This window comes from Pseudoalteromonas sp. TB41 (genome assembly GCF_000497975.1).
Classification (GTDB): domain Bacteria; phylum Pseudomonadota; class Gammaproteobacteria; order Enterobacterales; family Alteromonadaceae; genus Pseudoalteromonas; species Pseudoalteromonas tetraodonis.
On the sequence record NZ_AUTH01000014.1, the window covers coordinates 1 to 25,662 of the forward strand.

Sequence of the window (25,662 nt, forward strand, 5' to 3'; positions counted from 1 at the left end):
TGTAGTGGTACAGTGATTTTGGCCACCCATTAAGAAAGAAATGTTATGCTAATAAGCATACAAATTTGGGTGAAAAAATGACGAAATTAAAACGCGCAACGTATTCTGCGGCAATCAAATTAGAAACAGCTCAGCTTGTAGTTGACCAAAGTTATACTCAAGAAGAAGCAGCCAAAGCGATGGGGGTGGGTAAATCAACCGTCAGTAAGTGGGTTACTCAATTAAAGCAAGAGCGGAGTGGCCAGACACCATCTGCTTCACCAATGACGCCCGAACAAATTGAAATCCGCGAACTTAAAAAGCAAATCCAACGCATTAAATTAGAAAAGGATATATTAAAAAAGGCTACCGCTCTCTTGATGTCCGACTCCCTGAACAATTCTCGTTAATTGAGAAACTAAATCAACGAGAGCGTTACCCAATTAGCGTGCTGTGTAACGTATTCAATGTGCATCGTAGCAGCTATAAATATTGGGCTATACGGGATACAACGCCGACGCCAGAGCAAATAAGGCTAGAAGCTGAAGTTAAAGCCATACATGCAATGAGCGGCGGCTCAGCTGGGGCGCGGACAATCGCGGCAATAGCAACGAACAATGATTTTGAATTGAGTCGTTATCGTGCTGCTAAGCTAATGGTTAAATTAAAGCTTGAAAGCTGCCAAGTACCTCAACATTCATATAAACGCGGTGGTAATGAGCACCTTGAAATTCCAAATCTGCTTGATAGACAATTTGATGTTGTTGAGCCAGATACCGTGTGGTGCGGTGATGTGACGTATATTTGGACAGGCAATCGCTGGGCCTATTTAGCGGTCGTTGTTGATTTGTTTGCACGTAAAGTCGTTGGTTGGGCAATGTCGTTGTCGCCAGATACTAACTTAACGCTAAAAGCGCTTGAACTCGCGTATGAAAGCAGAGGTAAGCCAAGTGGACTGATGTTTCATTCAGACCAAGGTAGTCATTATACAAGTTTAAAATATCGTCAACGTTTATGGCGCTATAAAATTACACAAAGTATGAGCAGGCGCGGAAATTGTTGGGATAATGCGCCAATGGAGCGATTTTTTAGAAGCTTTAAAACGGAGTGGATGCCAAAGGTTGGATACGAAAACTTTAAAGATGCTAAATATAGTGTGAGTGATTATATCAACGGGTATTACAACAACGTTAGGCCACATCATTATAATGCCGGTTTAGCGCCAAATGAATCTGAGGTTAGATACCAAGATTCTAAAGCTGTGGCCAAATTTTATTGACCACTACACTCTTCCAATATCCATCTGCTCTTTAGTAAATGACAATAAAGAGAAAGAAACCTTGCCGTCTACCAGATAAACAAGAGGAAAATCTCTTTCAAATTCCTTTGTTCTGACATAACGTATATAATGACTACGTGAACCTAAGTTGTTTTTCATTTTTATTCTTCTAAGATTATTTGTGTTGTTATGTGTGTTGACGGAATTTACCGAAACACACTAACATTATTTATTAGTATTCACATTAAATTTTACATTAAACTTGATTATATTTTTAATCTAAGCCTTATTTGTATATTTTTATGTGGGTTTATCTTGACGGAATAAAAGCTTATTGCCCGTGATGAAGCGCTTCACCTTTCAGGCACTCAGCATATTTTAAATATTATGCAAGATGGCAAAGACGACCCTGAAATGGCAATTGTTGCTGCACAGTGCCGTGAAGAAGCAATCAAGATGTTTGTTGACGCTGCAGAGCAAGAAAAAGAATGGGCCGAGTACCTGTTTAAAGATGGTTCAATGATTGGCTTAAATAAACATATTTTATGTCAGTATGTTGAATACATTACCAATGCACGCATGACTGCTATTGGTTTACCAGCACAGTTTGATAATAACAGTAACCCTATTCCATGGATCAACTCATGGCTTGTTTCTGATAACGTGCAAGTTGCTCCACAAGAAGCGGAAATTAGCTCATACCTTGTAGGTCAAATTGATTCACAGGTTGATGCAGCTGAATTTGGTGACTTTGATTTATAATGACTGATAGAACCACTGCAAGTGTCACGCTTGCAGATAACAGCCAGTGCTTAGATTTTACCGCTGGCTGCCCTTCTCTTTTACACTGCTTAGAATCGAATAAAATTGATGTTGCTTACCAGTGCCGTGAGGGATATTGTGGTGCGTGTCGTGCTACGCTTGTCTCTGGTGAAGTCAATTACAATGAAGAACCGTTAGCCTTTGTGCGTGATGGTGAAATACTATTGTGTTGCTGCAAGCCCAATGGTGATATCAGTATTAATTTAAAGTAACTAGCAAACCACACAGTATAATGCCTAACAGCTCGCTTTATTCACTTACCTGTTTCTGCAATTATTACTCGAGTAATCGCGATTATAGCCGTGTTATTTACTCTGAATAAGTAGCAGGTACAAATCGGTAATGACCCGTAATTGTATAAGCAAAAAGCATATCGCTCATTTCAGGTCCGCGACCAATATTGTGCACAATAAGCGGTTGACCACTGTCCTGCGCTATTTCATTAACGACCATACCTATGTGCGGTAAATTGCCTGGCAGCATCCAAGTGACTATGTCACCGGTTTTATAATCAGCTGCATTATGCGATTTAGATAACACTTGAGCATGGCGCTCAAAGTAAACCTGTAAGTTAGGTACACGTCGATGATCAATGTTTTTATCTGGCTTGGTTAATCCCCAAATACGCTTAGAAGGATATGCGCGAAAATTGGCCTGCATGTCTTCATGTACTAACTTTTGTAAATCAATACCAAGCTGTCGATACGACCTAATTATAACATCAGTACATACACCAATATTAGCGGGTACATCGCCACCAGGGTATTCAAGCCTATGATAGGCGCTATCGTAAGTTACTTGTTGCGTTGTTCTGTGGATCAATGCGTTGACAATATCATGATTAAAATCGGCTGCCTTTACATCAAGGGCAGATAAAGCTAGTAAATAGAGCACAAAGCGCAACATATAAATTCCTTTTATAATATTTATTAACTAAAGCTGTTGAGTAATATAGTCAGGAATATTAAATTTATTTCCATTGCTGGTAAAGTGCGCATCAAGTGCATAGGCCATTTTTTCAAGCGGAGCATCATCATAACCACAGGTTTGGATTTCATTGATGTAGCGCATAATAAAAGCGTGAGCACCGAGCTCGTGCCATTGAACGACATGAGCCAGCTCATGAAAATGCACTCTTAAATTACGCGCAACATGAGGTAATATGTAATAAGTGTTTTTGTAGGTGATCCCTGCTACATCCATGTCAATAAAATCGCTTAAACCAATTTCACGTAAACCAGTAAAGTCAGGCTTGGGAATGTGTTCAACAACCACATAAAATGCAGTTTTCAAAAAATCATGTGGGTAAAAGCCATCAAATTCGCTAACAAATGTATCACAGCATATTCTTTGATGAACATACTCACTATTCGTTTTATCAATCCATTGTTCTATTTGCGCTAGCATGTTTTCTCCAAAAAATTTGCTTAGTGACTTAATTTAAGCATAAACATTTAATGACGCAGAATTTGCTATTATCAATAAAAAAGCGCCAATGGTATTATTACTGACGCTGATTATTAATAATGGCTATAAAATTGCCTAGCCTTCTTCTTCAACCAATGATTCTAATAACTCATGGATCTCTGATTTTAATTCTTTGTCTTCAATTTTATTCGCACTGATTTTAGCATCTTGCAGATTTTTAATTGCCGCTTCTTTATCACCCAGCTCAAGCTGTAAAGTAGCCATAGAAAAGGCAACAGACGACATATGATCTTTGTTATTAATTTCTATCGACTTCTGTAACGCTTTTTCGTAAGTCTCGATAGCTTCTTCTAGCTCTTCGGTGAAATCAGCCAATGTTTCCCACTGTACAGGGTGATCCTTCGCTGTATTTTCGTTTTCAATACAAATAGCTTTTAGCTCAGCATATAAAGATTCAAACTGTTTAGTATCATTTTTATTAGCCGCTGCCATCAGCTTTTCCGCCAAATCGTGAACCGCTTTGTATACTTTAGTATTCATAATTACTCGCTACCTTATTAACGCGCCTTTTTTGACTTATTAAAGGCATCGTATTCGAAATATATTCCCTAATAGTACATTATTATTAAGCGCTGCGTTGTTACAAAAGTATTATAAGCGATAAAAACAGAGGTTTAATTTAAAAACCTGGATATTACAGTGCTACACTTAACGCTTAATTTAAGTCGCAATAGTAAATACCTACCCTATGCAAAATTGCAATCAATGCGGTAAATGCTGCACTAAATATGGTGCGGCAGATTTAGATACAAATCAGGATGAAATTGAAATGTGGGCGTTATTCAACCCAGAAATATTTCAATATGTTAAAAACGATCAGTTATGGTTTGATCCCAAAACAGGCGAGCAATTAACGCAATGCCCATTTTTAGTACTTAGCAGTAAAAAATATCCACAAGAAAAAGATAAATATACATGCAGTATTTACCATGACCGTCCTCAAGATTGCCGACACTACCCAAGTTTAATTTCAGAAATGATAAACGATGACTGTGAAATGCTTGAACCAATCGATAAACAAAATCCTTTCAAAGCACAAAAAAAATTAGACATACTAATGATAGACAGCCGCTCTTAAGCGAATAAATATAACAAATGCACTGATCTGTAATAATGAGCTGGTAATGTAAATTTAACGCGATTATTTTGCCATTCAACGCAAAATTAAAAGTTATAGTATAACATTGTTGATGATGCCATTTTGTAGTGTTATATTATATCACAACATAACAACCACGATTCGAAGTAATTATGACAAAGTTAACACTCATATCCTCAGCGCTACTGTCTGTTTTGTGTTCTCACTCTGCCCTAGCAGCAACGATTAACGGCACAGTAACAGATTCAAAAAAACAACCTATTGCTAATGCAACTATCCATGTTCATGGAAAGTCACAAAGCGTGAAAAGCAATGAACAAGGTCAGTTTAGCATCGACATAGATGCTAAAAGCCAATTACATATTAGTAAAGATAACTACATCGATTCACGTATATCGCTTGAGAATGTAGACGATACAATTACTGTTACATTAAAGCCGTCTTCGGTTGAAACTGTGGTTGTGTATGCCTCGGCACTGCATAAAAATAGCTTAGAAATGATTTCACCTGTAAGCGTACTATCAGGGGATGAACTAAAAAATAAAGCGAAACCGACCCTAGGTGAAACACTTAAAGGAATACCAGGAGTAAACGCTAGCTACTTCGGCCCTGTCTCTTCAAGTCCGATTATTCGTGGCCTAGGTGGTCCTCGTGTTAAAATTACTCAAAACGGTTTAGATAGCAGTGATGCATCACGTATCGGTCCAGATCACGCGACATCAAGTGATAGCTTAGCCGCTGAACAAATTGAAGTACTACGAGGCCCAAGCACCCTACTATATGGCTCTGGTGCTATTGGCGGTGTAGTAAATGTGGTTGATAACCGTATTCCAACCAATAATATTGACGCACTCTCGGGAGCGGCACAATACACACACGATACCGTTTCAAATGCGAACACCTATGCGGCAAAATTAGAAACAGGCAGCAATAACTTTAATTTTCATTTTGATGGCACCAAACGCAGTGGTGATGACTATCAAACGCCTCGCTTTAACCTACCAGATGAACATGAAGAAGGTGAAGTACACATTGAGGGCGATGAAGAAACAGCCACTTCAGTTGAAAATACTTTTATCGACAGTGAAACAGTGAACTTTGGTACCAGCTATGTCGGTGAGCATTTAACCGTTGGCTTTTCATACGGCAATATTGAAACAGACTATGGCATTCCAGGGCATTCACATGATCACGGTCATGCCCATGAAGAAGAAGGCGATCATGAAGATCATGCGGATGAAGAACATATAGAAACTCCCGTTTATGCTCATTTAGAGCAAGATCGTTGGCAAGGACTGGTAAGCTATGCATTTCATGATAACTGGATTGAATCGATTAATCTTCGTCTTGGCTACACCGACTACACTCACAGTGAAATTGAAGATGGCGCGATTGGCACCACGTTTAGTAACGAAACCACTGAAGCACGTTTAAATGTAGAGCATCAGTTAGGCCAATGGCATGGCATGATTGGCTATCACTATAGTGAATCTGATTACGATGCAATTGGCGAAGAAGCGTTTACGCCTGCAAGTGTCACTACCACTCATGCGTTATATTTACTTGAAGAACGCACATTTGGCGATGTCACCGTAGAGCTTGGCGCCCGCCTAGAAGATTATGATATCAAAAGTGATGTAGATACACATCAGCACAGCCATGATGAACAACCTGTATCGGCAGATGAGACTATTAACTACACCCAAAGCTTTACTAATGTAAGTGCCTCAGCCGGTGCAATTTGGGAGTATATGCCAAGTCACAACCTAGCCGTTAGCTTATCACATTCAGAGCGTGCGCCACTTTCAGCTGAGTTACTCTCTAATGGTGTGCATGTTGCTACAGGTACTTATGAGCTTGGTTTGGGCTATCATATTGAAGGGGCAGAAGCGCATTTTGAACCTGAAGAAATTAAACAAGAGACCTCAACCAATCTTGATATTAGTTTACGTCGTTTTAGCGGTGACTTTGGCTACACCGTCAACTTTTTCTATAACGATATTAAAAACTTTTATTATCAACAAAACACCGGATTAGTGTTTGATGAGATGGATGGCTTTGAGTCTGCTGCCAATGGACACAGCGATGCAATTGATGTTTATCAATTTACCAGTAAAGATGCGCAGCTTTATGGTTTTGAATTTGATGTACATTATCAAATAAACCCCAGCGCCATGGTAAAAGTATTTGGTGACTCTACTCGCGCCAAACTAAAAGATAATGAAGGTAATTTACCACGTATCCCTGCCAATAAATTGGGCTCAGAACTACAATATACCCTAGGTAATGCGCAATTTACCTTAACAGGAACCCATTACTTTGAGCAAAATGATATTAGTGCTTACGAAACGGCAACGGATGGCTATACATTAATTGATTTACAAGCCAATTATCAACTTGATTTAGGCGCAGTTGACACGCAGCTATACCTAAGTGTTGATAACATTACTGATGAACTTGGTTTTGTACATAGTTCATTTATTAAAGATACGGCACCTCTTCCTGGACGTAACTTCCAATTTGGCGTTAGAGGCTACTTTTAAAACGCGCTCATTTTTAATCAGACAATAAAAAACCGCATTCGTAATAATGAATGCGGTTTTTTTACAACTAAATTCTAATTAAAGAATTGCGTGTAACTCAACGTCAAATACTAGAGTTGAGTAAGGTGCGATTGCAGCACCGGCACCACGTTCACCATAAGCAAGCTCATGAGGAACGTATAAACGCCATTTAGTACCTACTGGCATCATTTGTAATGCTTCAGTCCAACCTTTGATCACGCCACCTACTGGGAATTCAGCAGGTTGACCGCGCTCGTATGAGCTATCAAAAACAGTACCGTTTACTAAAGTACCGTGGTAATCAACACGTACTGTAGACTCTGCAGTTGGCTTTTCGCCTTCACCTGTTGCAAGTACTTCGTACTGAAGACCTGACTCAGTAACTGTAATTTCAGGACGTTTTGCGTTTTCTTCTAAAAATGCAATACCTTCAGCAGCCAATACTTTAGCTTCTTCTTCACGACGAGCTTGGATCTCTTCGTTGATTTTCTCAAATGCAGCTTGGATCTCAGGGATCTCTACTTGAAAAGCACTGCCTGCATACGCATCTTTCATGCCTTCAAATACTGAATTTAAGTTTAAACCTTCAAAAGGGTTAGCCTTAAGTTGCTCACCCATTTGTAAGCCAATACCGTAACTTGCTTTTTCAGCATCTGTAGTAAAATTATCTGACATAATGTGTTATTCACGTTTTGTTAGTTAAAAGACCCGTATATGCTATCACAAAATAAAAGCCGTTTGGGGCTAGTTTTTATTGAGTTTTTCTTTAATTAAACCAATAGCAAAGGTACACACAGGTAAACTGAGCAAAATTCCAACAAGTAAGCTCATCGGCAACAATCCGACCACGCCGATCAACAAAAGAGGCACAGCCACCAAACCGATAATGCCAATGTAAAACGCGCCCCACACTGGCCAAAAATGATCGTATTTTGTGATTAAATGCCCGGATAAAAGATTAAACCCGATGCCATATAAGAAAGTCATCATCAGCGCATTATCTGGGTATGCATCAATGGCCATTTTTTGTAATAACGATATGGCACTTTGGTAACAATAACCAAACACAGTCCATAGCAGGATGTGCTTAAGTAAACGTTTAGAGAAGGATAACTCCGGGGACTGTGACATAATAAAGCTCCAGATAGCAAAAAACCGCCAATAAGGCGGTTTTTTAAATAATGGTGGAGAGATAGGGATTTGAACCCTAGAGGGGCTATAAACCCCTGCCGGTTTTCAAGACCGGTGCATTCGACCACTCTGCCATCTCTCCGTACGGCGCGCATAATAAGATCATACGCTTAGCTTGTAAAGCCCTATTTTACTAAAACTGATTAAATAGTTAAATATTAACCAAGATAGTCATAAACCCTAGTAATATTGTTTAGGTCTGCGGGCAATCCAAGAACATACTAAACACACCAATAAGCTGGCAGTTAAAAATGCAATACTTTGAAATATTAAATCGAAGCGGTTTAAATCATCACTTGGGATCACAACTAACACAAACGAAGGTAGGACGGTGAATAATAGAACATAGCAGCATATTTTAAAGGCTCTGCCAAAATCAAATCGTCGAGACTGTTGCATCCACCATGTTAGTAGTACTAGGACGCCCATCGCAGTTGCAGCAATAAAGTGAGCTGCTTGTGTATTCATTGCAACATAAAATGTCGCAAGCGCGCCAACAACACCCCAGATTGACCAAGCAAACCAGTTTTCTTTTTCACGTAAAAATAAATTTCCCATCATTTTCGTCTTCTTTATCGTTATTATTGGTAAGACTTTCCATACATTACCAAAAAACAACCGATTAAAAAACAAACTGAAGAAGATTTATTGCGTATGGTGCTTCCGTGCGCTTCTCGCAGCTACAATATTAACCGCGGTAGTGTAACACGATTAACTTAATGAATTATGACTATATTGAATATAAAAAGTTCATCCTATTGCTACAAAAAACTAAAATAGTTTTCTGGCTTATGGCGCGGTGACTTTTTACACTCAACTGCTGGCGTCCCTAAATACAAATAACCCACTATTTCATCATCATTATTTAAGTTAAGCGCGTGTTTAACACTGGGGCTTTGTGCAAAGTAACCTGTGCGCCAAATACCGCCAAGCCCTTGTGCAAATGCGGCTTGTTGCATAGCCAGCACGCCACAGCCTGCACTTTGAACTTGTTCTATTCTTGGTACTTTTGGATGTTGTTGATATTTTGCAATGGCAATAATGATCATGGGTGCTCTAAGGGGTAACTCTTTAGCACGATTAATTACTTTTTCAGCTTGCTGCTCGGCCAAAGCGCTTTGATAATAAATTTCACCCAACTTATGACGTGCATCCCCTTGAACAATGATATATTGCCAAGGCGCAATACAGCCATGATCGGGAACTCTGAGCCCAGCCTGCTGAATAATGTTTAGTTGTTCTTCATTAGGGCCTGGCTCTGTCAGTTTTGCATCTGACTGGCGGGTTAATAAAAGCTCAATAGCATCCATTATAATTACTCAAAAGACAAAACAATAGCATACCATTGAAACCCTTAGGTTAAAATATAATGGGCACCCCGCTGTTATTATTTGCTTATCAAGAAAGTACCTAGGTTAAAAAAGCACACAAATAATATCGCAACCCAAATAGCCGTGTATTTGTGCCATTACAAAATGGCGCTAGCCTTTTGCGTGTAAATAATTAGGTCGAACTAATGAGGGGCTTTATAGATTTAATTTTGCCAGTTAAGCGTTGTAGCCGAGGCACCATTGAAAGTCGCAATAGCGTATTTATTAGCTATACAAGGAATGGGATAAGGTAAAAATCAACAATATAAGGGTCTGATTATAAGTTAACTATCTTTAAAAAATAATCAGACCCGTGTACTTACTTAAATTGCATATTAGATACTGCGTGCAACTTGTAAAGCTTCAAATATAGCGCGCTTGGCATCAATAGCCGCTGCCAGTTTAGCGCCACCAATAACATGAACCTTGGCATTCTCTGCTTGCGCCTTAAATAGTTCGTCATTAGACACTTGGCCAATACAAGCAATCACAGTATCAACTGGCAATACTTGCGTTTCGCCAGAAACACTTATAGTTAGGCCGTTTTTATCAAAACGATGGTACTGGCAATTGGCAATTTGCTTAACGCCATGTTGTTTAGCAACTTGACGATGTATCCAACCGGTTGTTTTACCTAAATCACCACCAAAGCGCCCTTCACTGCGTTTAAGCATATAAAGTTGACGCTCATCTTTATGAGGCTGAGCATCGCACTCTATTCCCCACTGGGTTTTAAAGTCGCTGATACTTTGTGATTTATGTTCACTTAAAAATGCCACCATATCAAAACCGATACCGCCTGCGCCTAAAATCGCAATCGAGTTACCAAGTTCAACCTCACCGCGAATGACTTCATCGTAGGCAAAAACACGTTTGTCATCACTACATTCTATAGAGGCTTCACGTGGCCTTACACCCGTGGCAAAAACCACATCGTCAAACTGACTTAGCATACTATCATCAAATGCTTTTCCTAATTCAATGGTGACGTTTAAACGCTTAAGTTCATTGGTAAAGTAAGCCAATGTATGGTTAAAGTCTTCTTTACCAGGTATTTGCATGGCTAAATTAAACTGCCCACCCATATGCTGCTTTTGGTCAATAAGCGTTACATTGTGACCTTTTTGCGCTAAGTAGCAACTTGAAGAAAGCCCAGCAGGACCCGCTCCAACCACTAATACATTTTTAGCTGTTGCGGCTTTTTCTAGAGGGTAATCAAGTTCAAAACCCGCTTGTGGGTTAACTAAGCAAGTGGCACGTTTACCTTTAAATACATGGTCTAAACAGCCCTGATTACACCCTATACAAATATTAATATGTTCAGAGCGCTTGGCTTGATATTTATTAAAGAACTCAGGATCGGCAAGTAAAGGGCGCGCCATAGAGATTAAATCAGCTTCACCCGCCGTTAAAATATCGTTGGCAATCTCTGGTGTATTAATGCGGTTTACGGCAATAACAGGCACGCTAATAACATCTTTCAACCGCTTTGACGCTTCTTTAAATGCGCCTGGGGGTACCATGCTTGCAATTGTCGGTACCCGTGCTTCATGCCAACCAATGCCAGTATTAAAAATATCAACACCTGCTTTTTCAAGTGCAATAGCTTGTTGTGTTACTTCCTCAGGAGTTGAGCCATTCGGAATTAAATCGATAACAGACAGTCTAAAAATAATTAGAAATTTATCTGAAACTTTAGCTCTTACTGCTTTTACAATCTCAACAGCTAAACGCATTCTGTTTTCAAGACTGCCACCAAACTCATCGTCTCGTTTGTTTGTATGCGGTGCCATAAATTCATTAATTAAGTAACCTTCAGAGCCCATCACCTCTACGCCGTCGTAACCTGCTTTTTCTGCTAAATATGCAGAGTGAGCAAAATCTTTAATGGTTTTTTTAATTGAACTTAAAGACATAGCCTTAGGTTTATAAGGATTGATCGGTGCTTTTATCGCACTTGGGGCTTGATTGAATGGATGATAAGCATAGCGCCCAGCATGCAATAACTGCAGGCAAATTTTACCACCATGTTGATGAACAGCTTGTGTATAAGCGCGGTGTTTAAAAACATCATAATAACTATTAAATGATGATGAAATAGGCGTTAACTTGCCGCGAAGATTAGGGCTATATCCCCCCGTAATGAGCATTGCTGTGCCACCTTTAGCACGTGCTTCATAAAAAGCACGAAGGCGTTTACGATTATGCCATCCCTCTTCGAGGCCGGTATGCATTGATCCCATTACTAAACGGTTACGTAATTGTGTGTGTTTTAGTTCTAATTTTTGTTCTAACATCCTGTGCCCCAATAACTGGTCTAACCTGTGTGCATTTAGTCAATTCTGCTTTAATGACCAACAATAAGCAATATATGAGCAGATTAAACTTAATAATTTTTTAACTTAAAACCTGTTGACTGCGTTTATATTGACCAATAGCGTGAGTTAAAAGTAGTGACTACAGCCATAATTTCAGTAATTATTTATTAAATAAACACGTGTTTAATCTCAAGTGTAATTGAATTTATAAATGTTTCGTTACGATTTAGCAGTTAAATTTATTTATATTCTACGCTAAGATGGCAATAACTTTTTAGCTGTACCAATTTAAGGAGCTATTTTGATAGCAAAGGTATTTAAAGGTATATGGACGGGGATCAACTTCTCACGTCGTTTAATACTCAACGTATTGTTTTTATTTTTGGTCGTCATTTTTATCGTATCGGTATCAAGTGACGGTGATAAAATTATTGTCGAAGAGGGCTCTGTTCTTAGACTTAACCTTAATGGCCCTATTGTCGAAGAAAAAACCTATATAGACCCTGTTGAAGCCGCTATCAATGATGCAACGGCCAGTGCTGACTCACCCAGTGAAATATTGCTCGACGATGTAGTTGAAGTAATTAATGAAGCAGCACAAGACTCGCGTATAAGCGCTATTTTGCTTGATTTACAAGAAATGCCAAAAGCACATTTAAATAAGCTCAAACAAATTACGCAGGCACTTGAAACATTTAAAGCAACTGGTAAAAAAGTGATTGCCTCAGGGTATTACTACACCCAAGCACAATATTACATTGCCGCGCATGCAGACGAAATTGCGATGCATCCTTATGGTAGTGTGCTTATTGAAGGCTACGGTATGTACCCGCTTTACTTCAAAGACGCATTAGAAAAATTAGAAGTCACTCAGCATATATTCCGTGTAGGTACCTTTAAATCGGCCGTTGAACCGTTTATCAGAAATGATATGTCAGAGGCAGCTAAAGAAGCAAACCGCGTATGGCTTGGTGCTTTATGGAATGAATATAAGCAAGACGTTAGTGCTGTACGTCCTTTTGATGAGTCAAACTTTGATGAAACAATGGATGTTTATTTAGCTAAAATGCAAGCCGCTAATGGTGATGCCGGTAAATATGCACTGGATAACCAATGGGTTGACTCATTAAAAACCAATCAGCAAATTCGCCAACAATTAATTGAATTGGTTGGAGAAAATGAAGATGGAAAAACATTTAAACAAGTCTCTTTTGGTGAATACTTAAGTTTAGTAAAACCGCCTATTGAGTTTGATAACCCTATGACTGAAAAAGTCGCTGTTGTGGTTGCTAAAGGCACTATTGTTGATGGTGAACGCCGTGCTGGTGAAATTGGTGGTGATTCAACTGCAGCCCTCCTTCGCAAAGCCCGACTTGATGACAAGGTTAAAGCGGTGGTTTTACGAATAGATTCAGGCGGTGGCAGCATGTTTGCCTCAGAAGTAATTCGTGCTGAAGTACTTGCACTTAAAGCTGCTGGTAAACCCGTTATTGCATCAATGAGCTCAGTAGCTGCATCAGGCGGTTATTGGATTGCATCGGCGGCCAATGAAATTTGGGCAGCGCCGAGTACAATTACCGGTTCAATTGGCGTATTTGGTACCTTTATGACATTTGAAGATACCCTCGCTAAAATAGGCGTGTATTCAGATGGCGTAGCGACCACCGAATTGGCAGGTTTTTCAATCACTCGCCCACTTAACGAGAAAATGGCTAAAGTTATTCAAATGAGTGTTGAAGAAGCATATGGACGCTTTTTAGATGTGGTTGCTGAGGCACGTAATATGACCCCAGAGCAAGTTGATAAAATTGCCCAAGGTCGGGTATGGATTGCCTCTCAAGCTCAAGAGCTTGGTTTAGTTGATAAACTTGGTAATAAACAAGATGCGATTAAAGCAGCTGCAGAGCTTGCAAAGCTTAACTACTATGACGTTAAAACAATTAAGCAATCGCTTAGCCCACAAGAAAAAATGCTTCAAGATATTTTCGGCAGTGCCGCCGTTAAATCAGTACTTGGGCTTGAAACACAAAAAACAGCAGTATTAGCCAGCCAAGCTAATCTGCAAAGTGTTATTAAACAATTAAGCAGTGAAGTAGAAAACCTAAAAGATTATAACGATCCACAAGGTGTTTATGCCCGCTGTTTAGAGTGTACAGTTGCACAATAGTGCCTTAACAGGCTGTATTGATTAGCAGTTAGCGTTATACTAAGCCCAGTTTTTTTACTGGGCTTTTTTTATGAAACGTAAACGCATTTATATCGCTTACACTGGCGGTACCATAGGAATGAAAAAATCAATCCGCGGCTATATTCCTGCTGAAGGGTTTTTAACCGAAACCGTGGTTAATAACGCAGAGTTTAATCGTGAAGAAATGCCACTATTTGATATTCATGAATACTGCCCGCTTATAGATTCTTCAGATATGTCACCGGCTCATTGGCAACTCATCGCCGATGACATAAAAAGTAAATACCAAGATTACGATGGCTTTGTGGTACTGCATGGCACCGATACTATGGCCTATACTGCATCAGCTCTTTCGTTTATGTTTGAAAACTTAACTAAACCTATTATTGTGACCGGCTCACAAATTCCGCTGTCTCAATTACGCTCAGATGGCCAAGTTAACCTACTTAATGCAATGTATTTAGCGGCTAACTATCCCATTGCAGAAGTCAGCTTATTTTTTAATAATCAGTTGTTCAGAGGTAATCGTGCCACTAAAGCCCATGCAGATGGGTTTGATGCATTCGCCTCACCTAACTTAGAGCCGCTTGCACTTTCAGGTATTAATATTCAGCTGATCAAAGGGCAATTAAGCCCGTATGTAGAAAATGAACTCCAAGTTACCCCTATTACACCGCAAGCTATTGGCGTGCTGTATTTATACCCAGGGATCAGCAAAGAAGTAGTAAAAAGCTTAGTTAATGGCAATATTAAAGCCCTTGTACTGCTAAGCTTTGGTGTAGGCAATGCGCCACAAGACCCTGAGTTTTTAGCGATTCTGGATGAAGCAAGTAAACGGGGTGTTATTATTACTAATTTAACCCAATGTTTAAAAGGCCAAGTGAACATGGGCGGTTATGCCACGGGTAATGCGCTGTTAAACATAGGCGTGATCAGCGGTTACGATATGACCTTAGAAGCATGCTTAACTAAGCTGCATTACTTGTTTAGTCAAAACCTAGAAATTGAAACAATTCGCCATTTAATGCAAGATAACCTGCGTGGTGAGCTGACCCGTTAAGTAATCAGTTAAGCGAATAACAAAAAAGGACGCTACTTAGCGTCCTTTTTAATTACTTAGATTTTATTAACGAACTTTTGCGTCAATATCAACTAAGTCAGTTAAATGACACGTTTCACCACTGTGGGTTTTAATGCCATGCTCACCAAAGTAATCACGCTGGGCTTGAACTAAGTGCCCATTACTTGGTGTTGTTAGCGTTGCTAAGTAGGTTTGTGTTGCACTAAGCACAGGAAACGCCAGACCCGTCATAACGGCTTGGCCAGTCACTTTACGCATCGCTAATGACTCTTTTTCAAGGGTATCAATAAACTCAACGCCTTGCGCTACACTATCAAGGTAATCAGCACGGATAATACACCCTGCACGCCATGTTTGTAGCGTTTTCGCTAAATCAACTTTCCATTGATGAGTTCGTGAAGCGCCTTTAATTAATGCAAGTCCTTGACGATAGGCCAACAGGCTCGCAAGGGTAAACGCATCTTTTAATTCATCTAAATCAATATCAACTTGCGTGGTATTTTGTGCGCTGTATGTCATTTCTTGTGCGGCAGTGGTATTACACGCATTGGTTAAATGACGAGCTTGTACAGCAGCCACTAACGACGGTACCGCAATACCTAATTCAAGGGCGTTTTGTGCTGTCCATAAACCGGTGCCTTTTGCGCCTACTTTATTGTCAATTAAATCTACAAGCGGCACATTATGCGAATTTTCAAGTGATAAAATATGGCTTGAGATTGACAGTAAATAGCTATTTAGTTGCCCTTGAGACCATTCGTTAAATATCTCTGCAATTTCTTTAGGTGAGCGATTAGTGCCGTGACGCAATAGCTGATACATTTCTGCAATCAGTTGCATGAGTGCGTATTCAATTCCATTGTGAACCATTTTTACAAAATGGCCGCTAGCTGACTGCCCTACACGCGCAAAACACGACTCGCCTTTATAGCTTGCAGCAACCTTTGTAAACCATGGCTCGACACGCTCCCAACCACCTTCAGAACCACTGGCCATCATAGCTGGACCGTGACGTGCACCCTCGGCACCGCCTGAAATACCCATAGTGGCAAATTCAAACTTATCTTGGTATTTGAGCTTACGGTTAATACCGTCTTTATAATTACTGTTACCACAATCAACAATAATATCACTACACTGAACACCCGCTTCAATAAGCTCGTTGCAAACCGCATCAACTAACTCACCAGCAGGCACAAGTAATAAAATAGAACGCGGTGCTTCTAAACGCCTAACCATATCCCCTAAATCAGAGACAATGTGAAGTTTATCAGCCATGCCTTGTGATTTAGCACAACTTAGTAATTCTTCACCCGCATTTGGGTTTTTGTCATAAGCGACAAGCGTTATCCCTTTTTCAATCAAGTTCAGGGCAAGATTTTTCCCCATAACGCCTAACCCTACTAATGCAACTTGCATTTAGTGCCCTCCTCGGTAACAACTATTTGGTTAGTAAATTAAAATAATACCGCGTGCATTATACTCAGACCGCAGCCATGAGCAAAGCTACATGCATTTATTACAGCTAAAATAAACGCCGCAATTATATCAAACAACCGCCCTCTCAGGGGAAGAAATAGCAGTGCTATTTAAATTTTTAGATCATTGACGCCCTGTGACACCGGTGTCATAATGATGACATATTCATTTTGTATATAATAGTCGCAATGTTATAAAAATTGCATAAAACTAAAGATTGCTCTTTATTAGTAATCGCTAAAAACAAAATAACCGTCAACTTGCTTAAAAAAAGCACACAGGAGAATTTAATGTTAAGACGTACAAAAATAGTCGCGACACTTGGACCTGCAACAGATAGAGATAATAACTTAGAAAAAATTATTCGTGCAGGCGCAAATGTCGTTCGATTAAATTTCTCACACGGTGTTGCACAAGATCATAAAGACCGTGCACAAGCTGTTCGAGATATTGCAACTAAACTTGGTAAGCACATCGCGATTCTCGCTGACTTACAAGGCCCAAAAATTCGCGTTTCAACCTTCAAAGAAGGCAAAGTGACCTTATCTGTTGGTGCAAAATTTATTCTTGATGCCAAAATGGAAAAACGCCAAGGCGATATTAACGCCGTCGGTATTGACTATAAAGAGCTACCACAAGATGTTGCCCCTGGTGATTTATTGCTATTAAACGATGGCTTAATTCAACTCACCGTAGAAAGTGTTGAAGGTCACTTAGTTCATACCATTGTGACTGTTGGCGGCGTACTTTCTAATAATAAAGGGATTAACCGTCTAGGTGGAGGCTTAACGGCACCTGCATTTACGGAAAAAGATAAAGAAGATTTAATCACCGCTGCTGAAATTGGCGTTGATTACATTGCAGTTTCTTTTCCTCGCAGTGGCGATGATATGCGTTATGTGCGTTCATTAGCGGAGGCTGCAGGCTCTAATGCACAGCTTTTAGCTAAAATTGAGCGTGCTGAAGCAGTAGAAACACAAGAAGCAGTTGATGACATTATTTTAGCGTCTGACGCTGTTATGGTTGCCCGTGGCGACTTAGGTGTAGAAATTGGTGATGCTGCACTAATGGGTAAACAAAAACTCATTATTCGTCGTGCTCGTTCATTGAACCGTACCGTTGTAACCGCTACGCAAATGATGGAATCGATGATCGATAACCCTATGCCAACACGTGCAGAAGTTATGGATGTTGCCAATGCAGTACTTGATGGCACAGATGCAGTGATGCTTTCTGCTGAAACAGCCGCTGGTGATTACCCGGAAGAAACCGTTGCTACTATGGCGCGTGTTTGTTTAGGTGCTGAGTCGCAAAAAGAAACACACGTTTCTAAACATCGTTTAGACAGCCGTTTTTCTTCTAATGCCGAATCAATTGCCTTATCAGCTATGTATGCAGCTAACCACTTAGACTCTGTTAAAGCGATTATCACCCTTACTGAGTCAGGTAGCACGGCAAAATTGATGTCGCGTATTAGCTCTGGACTGCCTATTTATTCACTTTCACGTCATGCAAGTACATTAGGTCAAACAGCGCTGTATCGTGGTGTTTACCCTGTATTTTTTGACTCTACAAAATGTGAAAAAGATAGCATGGTTAAAGATGCATTAAGCACACTCGTAGCCGCAGGCTCTTTACAAGCAGGCGATACCGTGATTATTACCCACGGCGATGCGATGGAAACGATTGGTGCAACCAACACGATGAAAATAGTCACTGTTTCGTAACTGTAACGCGCATAAAAAAACGCGAGCTATATGCTCGCGTTTTTTATGCTATTTATTAAAATTAGCTTGCTAATGCTGCTTTTACTTTATCACGGTAACTTCTACTTACTTTGAGCTCTTGTCCGTTATCTAACACTAATAAATATTCACCACTAACCTGAGTTACCAGCTTGCTAATTTGTTTGGTGTTAACAATCGCGCTGCGATGAACACGTACAAATAAGCTTGGATCTAATTCTTGTTCAAGCTCTTTCATGGTTTTACGTAATATATGCGTTTGCCCATCTTGGCAATGCAGACACATGTAATCACCTGCCGCATCTACCCACTGTATAGTAGCAACGGGTACTCTGACAATTTCGCCCTGCTCTTTTACGGCCAATGATTCAGGATAACGACGATCTGTAAGGGTATCGCCAGTGGCTAATTTCTTTAAAATTTCTTCGCAGTTATTGCCTGTTATCCCTGCTACGAAACTCGCTAGTTTTTTCTTATGGGCGTTATCCTGCTGAGTTTTTAAATAGGTATGCACTTTTTCTACCGCCTGTTTTAATCTGTTATCATCAACGGGTTTTAAAATGTAATCTAAAGCATGAATTTCAAATGCTTTAACAGCAAAGTGATCAAACGCCGTAACAAACACAATGGCAGGTAAATCTTTACTGCTTTCACTTAAAACACGTGCGACTTCAAAACCGTTCATACCAGGCATTTGAATATCAAGAAAGACAAGATCAATTTTTTCGTTTTTACAACTTTCAATCGCATCAAAACCTGAGCTACACAGTTTGATCACTTCAATATCAGAAAACTCTTCAAGCCTGACGGCTAAACCTTTACGTGCTAATGGTTCATCATCAACAATAAGCGTTTTTATTCTTGTCATTTCTTCACAGCCTTCTCAAACGGGACTCGCAGATTAACTTTTAATCCACTTGGCGTATTATGTGATAATACAAACGAGTAATTATTTTCGTAGAGCGTTTTTAATCTGTCTCGGGTGTTTGCCACCCCTACGCCTTGTGCATTAACTAACTGACCATTTTCAATATCAGTGCCAGGCCCATTATCGCCCACTTCAAGTAATAATTCATTAGCAAAAACTTGCGCTTTTATATCAATAACACCACCTTCTGACATATGGGCAATGGCGTACTTAATGGCATTTTCGATGATCGGTTGTAATATTAAGCTTGGCACTAATGCTTGTTTGGCCTGCTCACTCACGTCCACATTAACTTGTAAGCGCTCATCAAAACGTACACGTTCAATTTCTAAATAGAGCATTAATGCATGTAACTCTTGCTCCAGCGGCACTTTTTTAATTGGATCAGTATTAAGTGTATAGCGTAAAAAGTCACTCAATTTAGATACCATCAAGTTAGCATCTTTATTTTCTTTTACCAAAACTAAGGTTGATATTGCATTGAGCGTATTAAACAAAAAATGAGGATTTAGCTGGTATCTAAGCATTTTTAACTGCGCTTCGTGCGCCATCGTGGTTGCTTTTAAGGCTTTTTGACGTTCACTTTGTAATAACTGGTAATACTTAACCCCAAAGTACAAACCACTCCAACACAAAATAATATAAACAGAATCGAGTCCTTGTTGTAAATAATAAAACCATTCTTCAGGACGATATCCGTGGCGATAAATTTCCCACAGGTTAAACTTTTGCACCACGGCCCATAATGTACCGGTTATATAAGAGGCGCCAAATACAACAATAATTAATACCCAAGGTGAGGCATTCCAAATTTTGCGATAAATATAACGCAGAGGCACAGTCATTAAACAGCCCGCATAGGCGTTTAGTAAAATAACGAATACGTAAATATCACGCATTTCGAATACTTTAGAACCAATATAGTTAACTAACGCATAACCTATCCAGCCTGCAATTTGCAAAAGCCAGAAAAAACGTTGTCTGTTATCAATTAAAGACTGCCAATTCAAAATTAATTATTACCTTGTAAATTTGTCACTATTATATCGATTTATCGTCAGGTATAGCACTACCAACTGTCTTACTTTTTAATAGCCCTATCGCAAACAATAAATTAAATAAATACAGGATGGATGCTCAGTTCTGGTTTAGTGGTTACGTCAAACAAACTAAAACTCGTGTTGCAATTACCCCTTGCGGATGATTTAAAACGCATAAAAAAAGCGAAAGGCATCCACCTTTCGCTTATCAATGTTTACTTTTATTTTTTAAGCAAGCTTATCTGAAGCAACTTTATAAGTCGGATCTTCAATTACGTTCACTTCAACTAAGTCACGTGCTTTATGCAGTAGTTCTGTACAGTCTTTACTTAAGTGACGCAAGTGCAGCTTTTTACCCGCTTTATTGTATTTGTCAGCTAAGCTGTCGATGGCCTCAATCGCACTATGATCCGCAACGCGACTGTATTTAAACTCAACAATCACATCTTTGGGGTCGTTCTTAACATCAAATAAATCAGCAAAGTTTTTAACCGAACCAAAAAATAAAGGCCCATGTAGCTCGTACACTTTTGAACCTTCTTTATCAATATAGTTAGTTGTGTAAATATGTTTTGCATGCTGCCATGCAAACACTAACGCAGAGACAATAACACCTACACACACCGCAATCGCAAGGTCGGTAATAACCGTTACACCCGAAACTAATACAATTACAAAAGCATCAGATAAAGGCACGCGTTTCATCATTTTGAAACTCGCCCATTCAAACGTACCCAGCACCACCATAAACATAACCCCAACTAATGCGGCCAGTGGGATCATTTCGATTAAGCTTGAAGCGAAGATAATAAATGCAAGTAACATCAATGCGGCACTAATACCTGATAAACGCGAACGCCCACCTGAATTAATATTGATCATAGATTGGCCAATCATGGCACAGCCACCCATTGCACCAAAGAAACCACATGTGACGTTGGCCGCACCTTGGCCAATACATTCTTTATTAGAATGGCCACGGGTTTCTGTAATTTCGTCAATCAAGCTTAGCGTTAACAGCGATTCAATTAAGCCAATAGCTGCAAGAATAAGCGCATATGGAAAGATAATTTGTAGTGTTTCTAGGTTAAAAGGGACCATAGGAATATGAAACTGTGGTAAGCCACCGGCAATGGTTGCAGCTTCATTTCCTGTCATGCCTTTTAAGAAATCAAGTACCGTACGTGCTTCTAAATCAAGACCAATCACTAAACCCGTTACAGTAACAATAGCAACCAGTGATGAAGGCACCGCGGTAGTTAATTTTGGTAAAAAGTGAATAATTGCCATCGTTAGCGCCACTAAACCTAACATGATGTAAAGCGCACTGCCCGTCATCCACATTTGGCCGCCAGCACCATCAGGCACTTTAAACTGTCCAAGCTGGGCTAAAAATATAACAATCGCTAAACCGTTAACGAAACCGAGCATAACAGGATGCGGAACCATACGAATAAACTTACCGAGCTTAAATACCCCAGCCAATATTTGTAGTAGTCCCATCAGCAACACAGTAGCAAATAGGTATTCCACTCCGTGATCAAGTACTAAACTTACCATCACAACCGCTAATGCACCGGTTGCACCCGAAATCATACCCGGACGACCACCAAAAATAGCCGTAATTAAGCCCACAATAAATGCGGCGTATAAACCAACAAGAGGTTCTACATTTGCAACAAAGGCAAATGCAACAGCTTCTGGGATCAAGGCAAGTGCCACTGTCAATCCAGAGAGAATATCGTTTTTAGCAGAGCTTGGCGCTCTGCTGAGTAAGTTAAACATTGAGTTCCTCAGTTTTATTTCGCTAACAAAAAAAGCGCTAGATTTTATCAAATTAGCGCTCATTTCACAATTATAGTTAATTCAGCCTGTGTGTTTTTAGCTGCTTAGTAAAGTTTAAAGTGGCAGTGCCGTGCTTCGTTTAACACACGTCATGGTCACATTAGAATGAACCTCTTGTACATATTCTAAGCTAAGCAAGTTATCGCGTACAAAGTGCTCATAACCTTCTATGCCTTGAGAAATAATACGCAACATAAAGTCCATAGTCCCAGCCATGGTGTAACATTCAGTCACTTCATCATAGCTAAGTATTAATTTTTCAAACTCAGCTAAATTCTTTTTACCATGGTTTGATAAACGTACATGGGCGTAAACCAACATATCAAAGCCCAGCTTTTTTTCATCAAGCAATGCGACTTTACTTTTGATGTAGCCATCTTGTTCTAATTTAGCAATACGACGCCAACAAGGAGACTGAGAAAGTCCGACTTTGTCTGCAATCTCAGCAGTTGATAAACTTGCATCTTGTTGTAAAAGTGCCAATATTTGGCGATCTACGTGATTTAGAGACATTTTATTTCTTATTTATCTAATAAATTGGTTAAATTATACAGCCTTTTTAAAAAGCAGTCTGCTTATTTTTAACAAATATGCACATCAACCAAACTGGCCACTTACAAATGGGTTAGTAGCCTGTTCATGAGCAACATGGGTGTTGTCACCATGGCCACTTAAAATTGCAGTGTTCGGTGGTAATGTCATGATATGTTGCATTATAGAGTCGATTAGCTGCTTGCTGTCGCCTTTAGGAAAGTCGGTACGCCCTATTGAACCTTTGAAAATAACATCCCCGACGATAACCGTATTGTGTGCTTGTTGATAAAACACAACATGCCCTGGCGTATGCCCTGGGCAATGAAGTACTTTAAATTCAAGCTGCCCAACCTTGATACTATCACCATGGGCTAACCATTCATCAGGATAGAAGGAGTTGATCGGTTTAAAGCCAAACATAGTGGCTTGCATCGGTAAATTGTCGAACCAAAAACGTTCATCCTCATGAGGCCCAATCATCTTTACCTTGTGTTGCTCGCGTAAATTATGCGCAGCGCCTACATGATCTAAATGCCCATGGGTTAACCAAATCGCTGCTAATGATAAATTATGCTGCTTAAGTGATGCATTAATTTTTTCAGCATCACCGCCAGGGTCGACCACGACAGCTTGCTGGGTTTGTTCACATACTATAATGCGGCAATTTTGCATAAACGGGGTTACGGGAATAGTGATTATTTTCATCTTATATTTCTTTATCTTTTTGTGCTGGAATAACTATATTCTCTTCGTATGACATTAAAACTGGGTATTTCAAATAAGCTTGATCATAAAATGGGCTATGCTCATATAACCAATTTAAACGTGCTTCAGCGTTCTTAGCAAAGTCTTTATCCTGGTTTACTTTTTTATCAAATTCTTGGGCTAATTTGGGGTCATCAGCAAGCATTTTTTCAGCAAACGGTATCAAAGCATAATTTTCCATATATTCAGTGCGCTGAAAAATAGTATTAAACTCTCCCCAAGCAAAAAATGAATCTGGTGCTTCAGGATGTAGCAAGTGGACAGCTAACTCTCCTGCCTTTTGCTGCGTACTCACTTCAAACCAACCATCTAAATCCACATTTGTAGCTGGTACATAATCAAAACTAGCCGACACTCTAAAACGCCCTTCAAATGGCGCTTTATCAAAACTATATTGCGCTACTTTTGCCATTTTTAATGGCTGAGTGTTGGCACCACTGAGCTTATTAACTGACACCCCATGCAGGGCTAATTTCTCAATAATATCGGTGTAAACAGGTGGAATAAAAAATGATTTTGGTACTTCAACCGTGTGCTGCACCTCTTTTTGCCAAAAAATAGGCAGCTTGTCATAATCCTGTTTTTTACCCAAATAGCTTACTTCTTGTTGATTTGACAATGGGCTCAAGCTTTTAGAATAAGCAATACCTTTAAACGCGATATGATCAGGCTGCTCAGAATAACCACGCTTAACAATTAATTGCTTAGGAACAAATTCTTGTTCTTTTTTTACTGCATTAGCGAGTTTATCTTTATGCGCTGATAATGCTTCAATAGCACCATCTATAAACACATAAGTCCCTAACACGCGTTGTTTGTATGGCTTTAAAGAATGGTTTTCAACTAAAATGGTAGGCAATGACTTTAAATCACCCCACCCGTTTGAAAACCGCGGTGTGGCAACCCAACCTGCTAAACCTGATTTAAATTCTTGCTTATCCATAACAAACACTAAAGGGCCCGGAACATGGCCTTGCTCAGTGAGGGTTTGATCAATCATTGGTTTAAAATAACGGTTAAGCGCATCTGAAATGGCAGGCGACTCGCTAGCAAATACTGGGTTATAGCCATAGGTTACATCGTATTGGTAATCAGCCCCATCAGTCACGTGTACGTCAATATACAAATTCGGATTATAATCATTAATTACTTGAAGGACGCTTTTAACCTCTGGTGTATCAAGCTTAGTGTAATCACGATTTAAATTAAGATTATTTGCGTTTGTTCTAAAACCCATTTTGACAGGGCCACGCTGATTAATACGATTAAACGCACTACTACGCTCGTGACCATCAACGTTTAATATTGGGATAAATAAAATGTTTACCTTTTTTAATATATCGCGTCGTTTACCCGTAGCAATGTCTCTAAGCAGCATAAACATCGCATCTTTACCATCAATCTCACCAGCGTGAATACCAGCCTGAATAAGCACGGTTGGTTTGGTGCTATTGGCCATTTGCCCCGCATCAAAAAAACCTTGCTCACTAGCAATCAACATTTTTATTGCTCGTTTACTATTACTATAGCCAATCGTTTTTGATTTAAATTGAGTGGGATTCGCAGCCACTAATCTATCAACAAATGCCATGGTATTAGCATAATTGGGAGACGAGACTCCTGCAGAAATTTCAAAGTCTGTGGTTAAGGGTCCCTGTTGTTGCAATAGTGAGGTACTACTACCTTCCCATGGTAATAATGGCGGTAAATGATCGCTATTTACCATACTTGCAGATAAAACCAATAAACTTATAAACATATACTTCTCTAACAAACCCATTAATTAAGAAAAATTATAGCAATTAAACTTTTCTAGTTGCCAAAACTGCGGTGGTTCAACAAAAAAATACAGCCAACGGCATTTTTAGTTGCAGCCCAGCCACGCTATCAACATCTACTGAATAAAAAGGGCTAATTAGTACCTAAAAAACGAACACACAACGGCAA

Annotated in this window: 22 protein-coding genes, 1 tRNA gene and 1 pseudogene; 8 read left to right on the plus strand and 16 right to left on the minus strand. The window is 39.6% G+C overall.

All coding sequences use genetic code 11. From position 1 onward, the window contains the following. The first annotated feature begins 77 nt into the window (after nucleotides 1-77). The 3 genes and pseudogenes from L641_RS0102475 to yfaE all read left to right on the plus strand — a co-directional run bounded on the left by L641_RS0102475 (nucleotide 78) and on the right by yfaE (nucleotide 2,292). Nucleotides 78-1,258, plus strand: a protein-coding gene (locus L641_RS0102475; protein WP_086007400.1) for an IS3 family transposase whose coding sequence is annotated in 2 segments (ribosomal slippage) — nucleotides 78-336 and nucleotides 336-1,258 — 1,182 coding nt in all. Because the reading frame shifts where the segments join, the coding sequence is not laid out codon by codon here. A gap of 327 nt (nucleotides 1,259-1,585) precedes the next feature. Continuing rightward, a pseudogene (locus L641_RS0102480) lies at nucleotides 1,586-2,020 on the plus strand (ribonucleotide-diphosphate reductase subunit beta); the annotation flags it as partial. After that, nucleotides 2,020-2,292: a class I ribonucleotide reductase maintenance protein YfaE gene (gene yfaE, locus L641_RS0102485; RefSeq protein ID WP_008112475.1), complete on the plus strand. Its 273-nt coding sequence runs from the start codon at nucleotides 2,020-2,022 to the stop codon at nucleotides 2,290-2,292. The pseudogene L641_RS0102480 and the gene yfaE, both read left to right, overlap by 1 nt. Before the next feature lie 97 nt (nucleotides 2,293-2,389). Here yfaE and L641_RS0102490 read toward each other — a convergent pair whose 3' ends face one another. From L641_RS0102490 to L641_RS0102500, 3 genes are all read right to left on the minus strand, one after another. Beyond that, nucleotides 2,390-2,986, minus strand: a complete 597-nt coding sequence (locus L641_RS0102490) for a DUF1287 domain-containing protein (protein WP_016899923.1) — start codon at nucleotides 2,984-2,986, stop codon at nucleotides 2,390-2,392. A gap of 27 nt (nucleotides 2,987-3,013) precedes the next feature. Continuing rightward, nucleotides 3,014-3,487 carry a hypothetical protein gene (locus L641_RS0102495; RefSeq protein WP_016899922.1) on the minus strand — a complete coding sequence of 158 codons (474 nt, stop codon included), beginning with the start codon at nucleotides 3,485-3,487 and terminating at the stop codon, nucleotides 3,014-3,016. 135 nt (nucleotides 3,488-3,622) lie between these two features. Beyond that, a complete protein-coding gene (locus L641_RS0102500; protein ID WP_008112472.1) occupies nucleotides 3,623-4,048 on the minus strand; it encodes a tetratricopeptide repeat protein in 426 nt (141 codons plus the stop codon). Between the two features lie 208 nt (nucleotides 4,049-4,256). Here L641_RS0102500 and L641_RS0102505 point away from each other — a divergent pair, with 208 nt between their 5' ends. Next, nucleotides 4,257-4,646, plus strand: coding sequence for a YkgJ family cysteine cluster protein (locus tag L641_RS0102505; protein ID WP_008465669.1), 390 nt, complete (start codon nucleotides 4,257-4,259; stop codon nucleotides 4,644-4,646). A 173-nt stretch (nucleotides 4,647-4,819) separates the two neighbouring features. Further along, the gene (locus L641_RS0102510; RefSeq protein ID WP_016899921.1) at nucleotides 4,820-7,210 is read left to right on the plus strand and encodes a TonB-dependent receptor; all 2,391 of its coding nucleotides are present in this window, start codon (nucleotides 4,820-4,822) and stop codon (nucleotides 7,208-7,210) included. A gap of 78 nt (nucleotides 7,211-7,288) precedes the next feature. Here the strand turns inward: L641_RS0102510 and L641_RS0102515 are convergent, their stop codons facing one another. The 6 genes from L641_RS0102515 to L641_RS0102540 form a co-directional block, all read right to left on the minus strand. Continuing rightward, entirely contained in the window at nucleotides 7,289-7,906 is a 618-nt protein-coding gene (locus L641_RS0102515; RefSeq protein ID WP_008112467.1) for an FKBP-type peptidyl-prolyl cis-trans isomerase, read from the minus strand. Between the two features lie 69 nt (nucleotides 7,907-7,975). Continuing rightward, nucleotides 7,976-8,299: a hypothetical protein gene (locus tag L641_RS0102520; protein WP_013464868.1), complete on the minus strand. Its 324-nt coding sequence runs from the start codon at nucleotides 8,297-8,299 to the stop codon at nucleotides 7,976-7,978. Between the two features lie 114 nt (nucleotides 8,300-8,413). Further along, nucleotides 8,414-8,504: transfer RNA gene (locus L641_RS0102525), tRNA-Ser, on the minus strand. A 98-nt stretch (nucleotides 8,505-8,602) separates the two neighbouring features. Beyond that, nucleotides 8,603-8,980: a hypothetical protein gene (locus L641_RS0102530; protein WP_024601029.1), complete on the minus strand. Its 378-nt coding sequence runs from the start codon at nucleotides 8,978-8,980 to the stop codon at nucleotides 8,603-8,605. Between the two features lie 203 nt (nucleotides 8,981-9,183). Next, nucleotides 9,184-9,732 (minus strand): NAD(P)H nitroreductase, encoded by a 549-nt coding sequence (locus L641_RS0102535; RefSeq protein WP_013464866.1) that lies wholly within the window; start codon nucleotides 9,730-9,732, stop codon nucleotides 9,184-9,186. A gap of 395 nt (nucleotides 9,733-10,127) precedes the next feature. Beyond that, nucleotides 10,128-12,089, minus strand: a complete 1,962-nt coding sequence (locus tag L641_RS0102540; RefSeq protein ID WP_024601030.1) for an NADPH-dependent 2,4-dienoyl-CoA reductase — start codon at nucleotides 12,087-12,089, stop codon at nucleotides 10,128-10,130. A 322-nt stretch (nucleotides 12,090-12,411) separates the two neighbouring features. Between L641_RS0102540 and sppA the strand changes: the two genes are divergently transcribed. Together sppA and ansA are read left to right on the plus strand one after the other, a co-directional pair. After that, entirely contained in the window at nucleotides 12,412-14,277 is a 1,866-nt protein-coding gene (sppA, locus tag L641_RS0102545; protein WP_008112457.1) for a signal peptide peptidase SppA, read from the plus strand. 70 nt (nucleotides 14,278-14,347) lie between these two features. Next, nucleotides 14,348-15,358: an asparaginase gene (ansA, locus tag L641_RS0102550; protein WP_024601031.1), complete on the plus strand. Its 1,011-nt coding sequence runs from the start codon at nucleotides 14,348-14,350 to the stop codon at nucleotides 15,356-15,358. Nucleotides 15,359-15,424: 66 nt separating this feature from the next. Here the strand turns inward: ansA and gndA are convergent, their stop codons facing one another. After that, a complete protein-coding gene (gene gndA / locus L641_RS0102555; protein ID WP_013464864.1) occupies nucleotides 15,425-16,798 on the minus strand; it encodes an NADP-dependent phosphogluconate dehydrogenase in 1,374 nt (457 codons plus the stop codon). 350 nt (nucleotides 16,799-17,148) lie between these two features. Between gndA and pyk the strand changes: the two genes are divergently transcribed. Next, nucleotides 17,149-18,585 carry a pyruvate kinase gene (gene pyk / locus L641_RS0102560; protein WP_024601032.1) on the plus strand — a complete coding sequence of 479 codons (1,437 nt, stop codon included), beginning with the start codon at nucleotides 17,149-17,151 and terminating at the stop codon, nucleotides 18,583-18,585. A gap of 61 nt (nucleotides 18,586-18,646) precedes the next feature. Here pyk and L641_RS0102565 read toward each other — a convergent pair whose 3' ends face one another. From L641_RS0102565 to L641_RS0102595, 6 genes are all read right to left on the minus strand, one after another. Then, complete coding sequence (locus tag L641_RS0102565) at nucleotides 18,647-19,471, minus strand: LytTR family DNA-binding domain-containing protein (RefSeq protein WP_024601033.1); 825 nt, start codon at nucleotides 19,469-19,471, stop codon at nucleotides 18,647-18,649. Beyond that, the gene (locus L641_RS0102570) at nucleotides 19,468-20,541 is read right to left on the minus strand and encodes a histidine kinase (protein ID WP_008110465.1); all 1,074 of its coding nucleotides are present in this window, start codon (nucleotides 20,539-20,541) and stop codon (nucleotides 19,468-19,470) included. Before L641_RS0102570 ends, L641_RS0102565 begins: the two co-directional genes overlap by 4 nt. Before the next feature lie 258 nt (nucleotides 20,542-20,799). After that, nucleotides 20,800-22,356: a SulP family inorganic anion transporter gene (locus L641_RS0102580; RefSeq protein ID WP_008110467.1), complete on the minus strand. Its 1,557-nt coding sequence runs from the start codon at nucleotides 22,354-22,356 to the stop codon at nucleotides 20,800-20,802. Nucleotides 22,357-22,470: 114 nt separating this feature from the next. Beyond that, complete coding sequence (locus L641_RS0102585; RefSeq protein WP_008110469.1) at nucleotides 22,471-22,929, minus strand: Lrp/AsnC family transcriptional regulator; 459 nt, start codon at nucleotides 22,927-22,929, stop codon at nucleotides 22,471-22,473. Nucleotides 22,930-23,013: 84 nt separating this feature from the next. After that, nucleotides 23,014-23,655: an MBL fold metallo-hydrolase gene (locus L641_RS0102590; protein WP_024601034.1), complete on the minus strand. Its 642-nt coding sequence runs from the start codon at nucleotides 23,653-23,655 to the stop codon at nucleotides 23,014-23,016. A 1-nt stretch (nucleotide 23,656) separates the two neighbouring features. Next, nucleotides 23,657-25,474 (minus strand): M14 family metallopeptidase, encoded by a 1,818-nt coding sequence (locus L641_RS0102595; RefSeq protein WP_024601035.1) that lies wholly within the window; start codon nucleotides 25,472-25,474, stop codon nucleotides 23,657-23,659. Nucleotides 25,475-25,662: the final 188 nt, after the last annotated feature.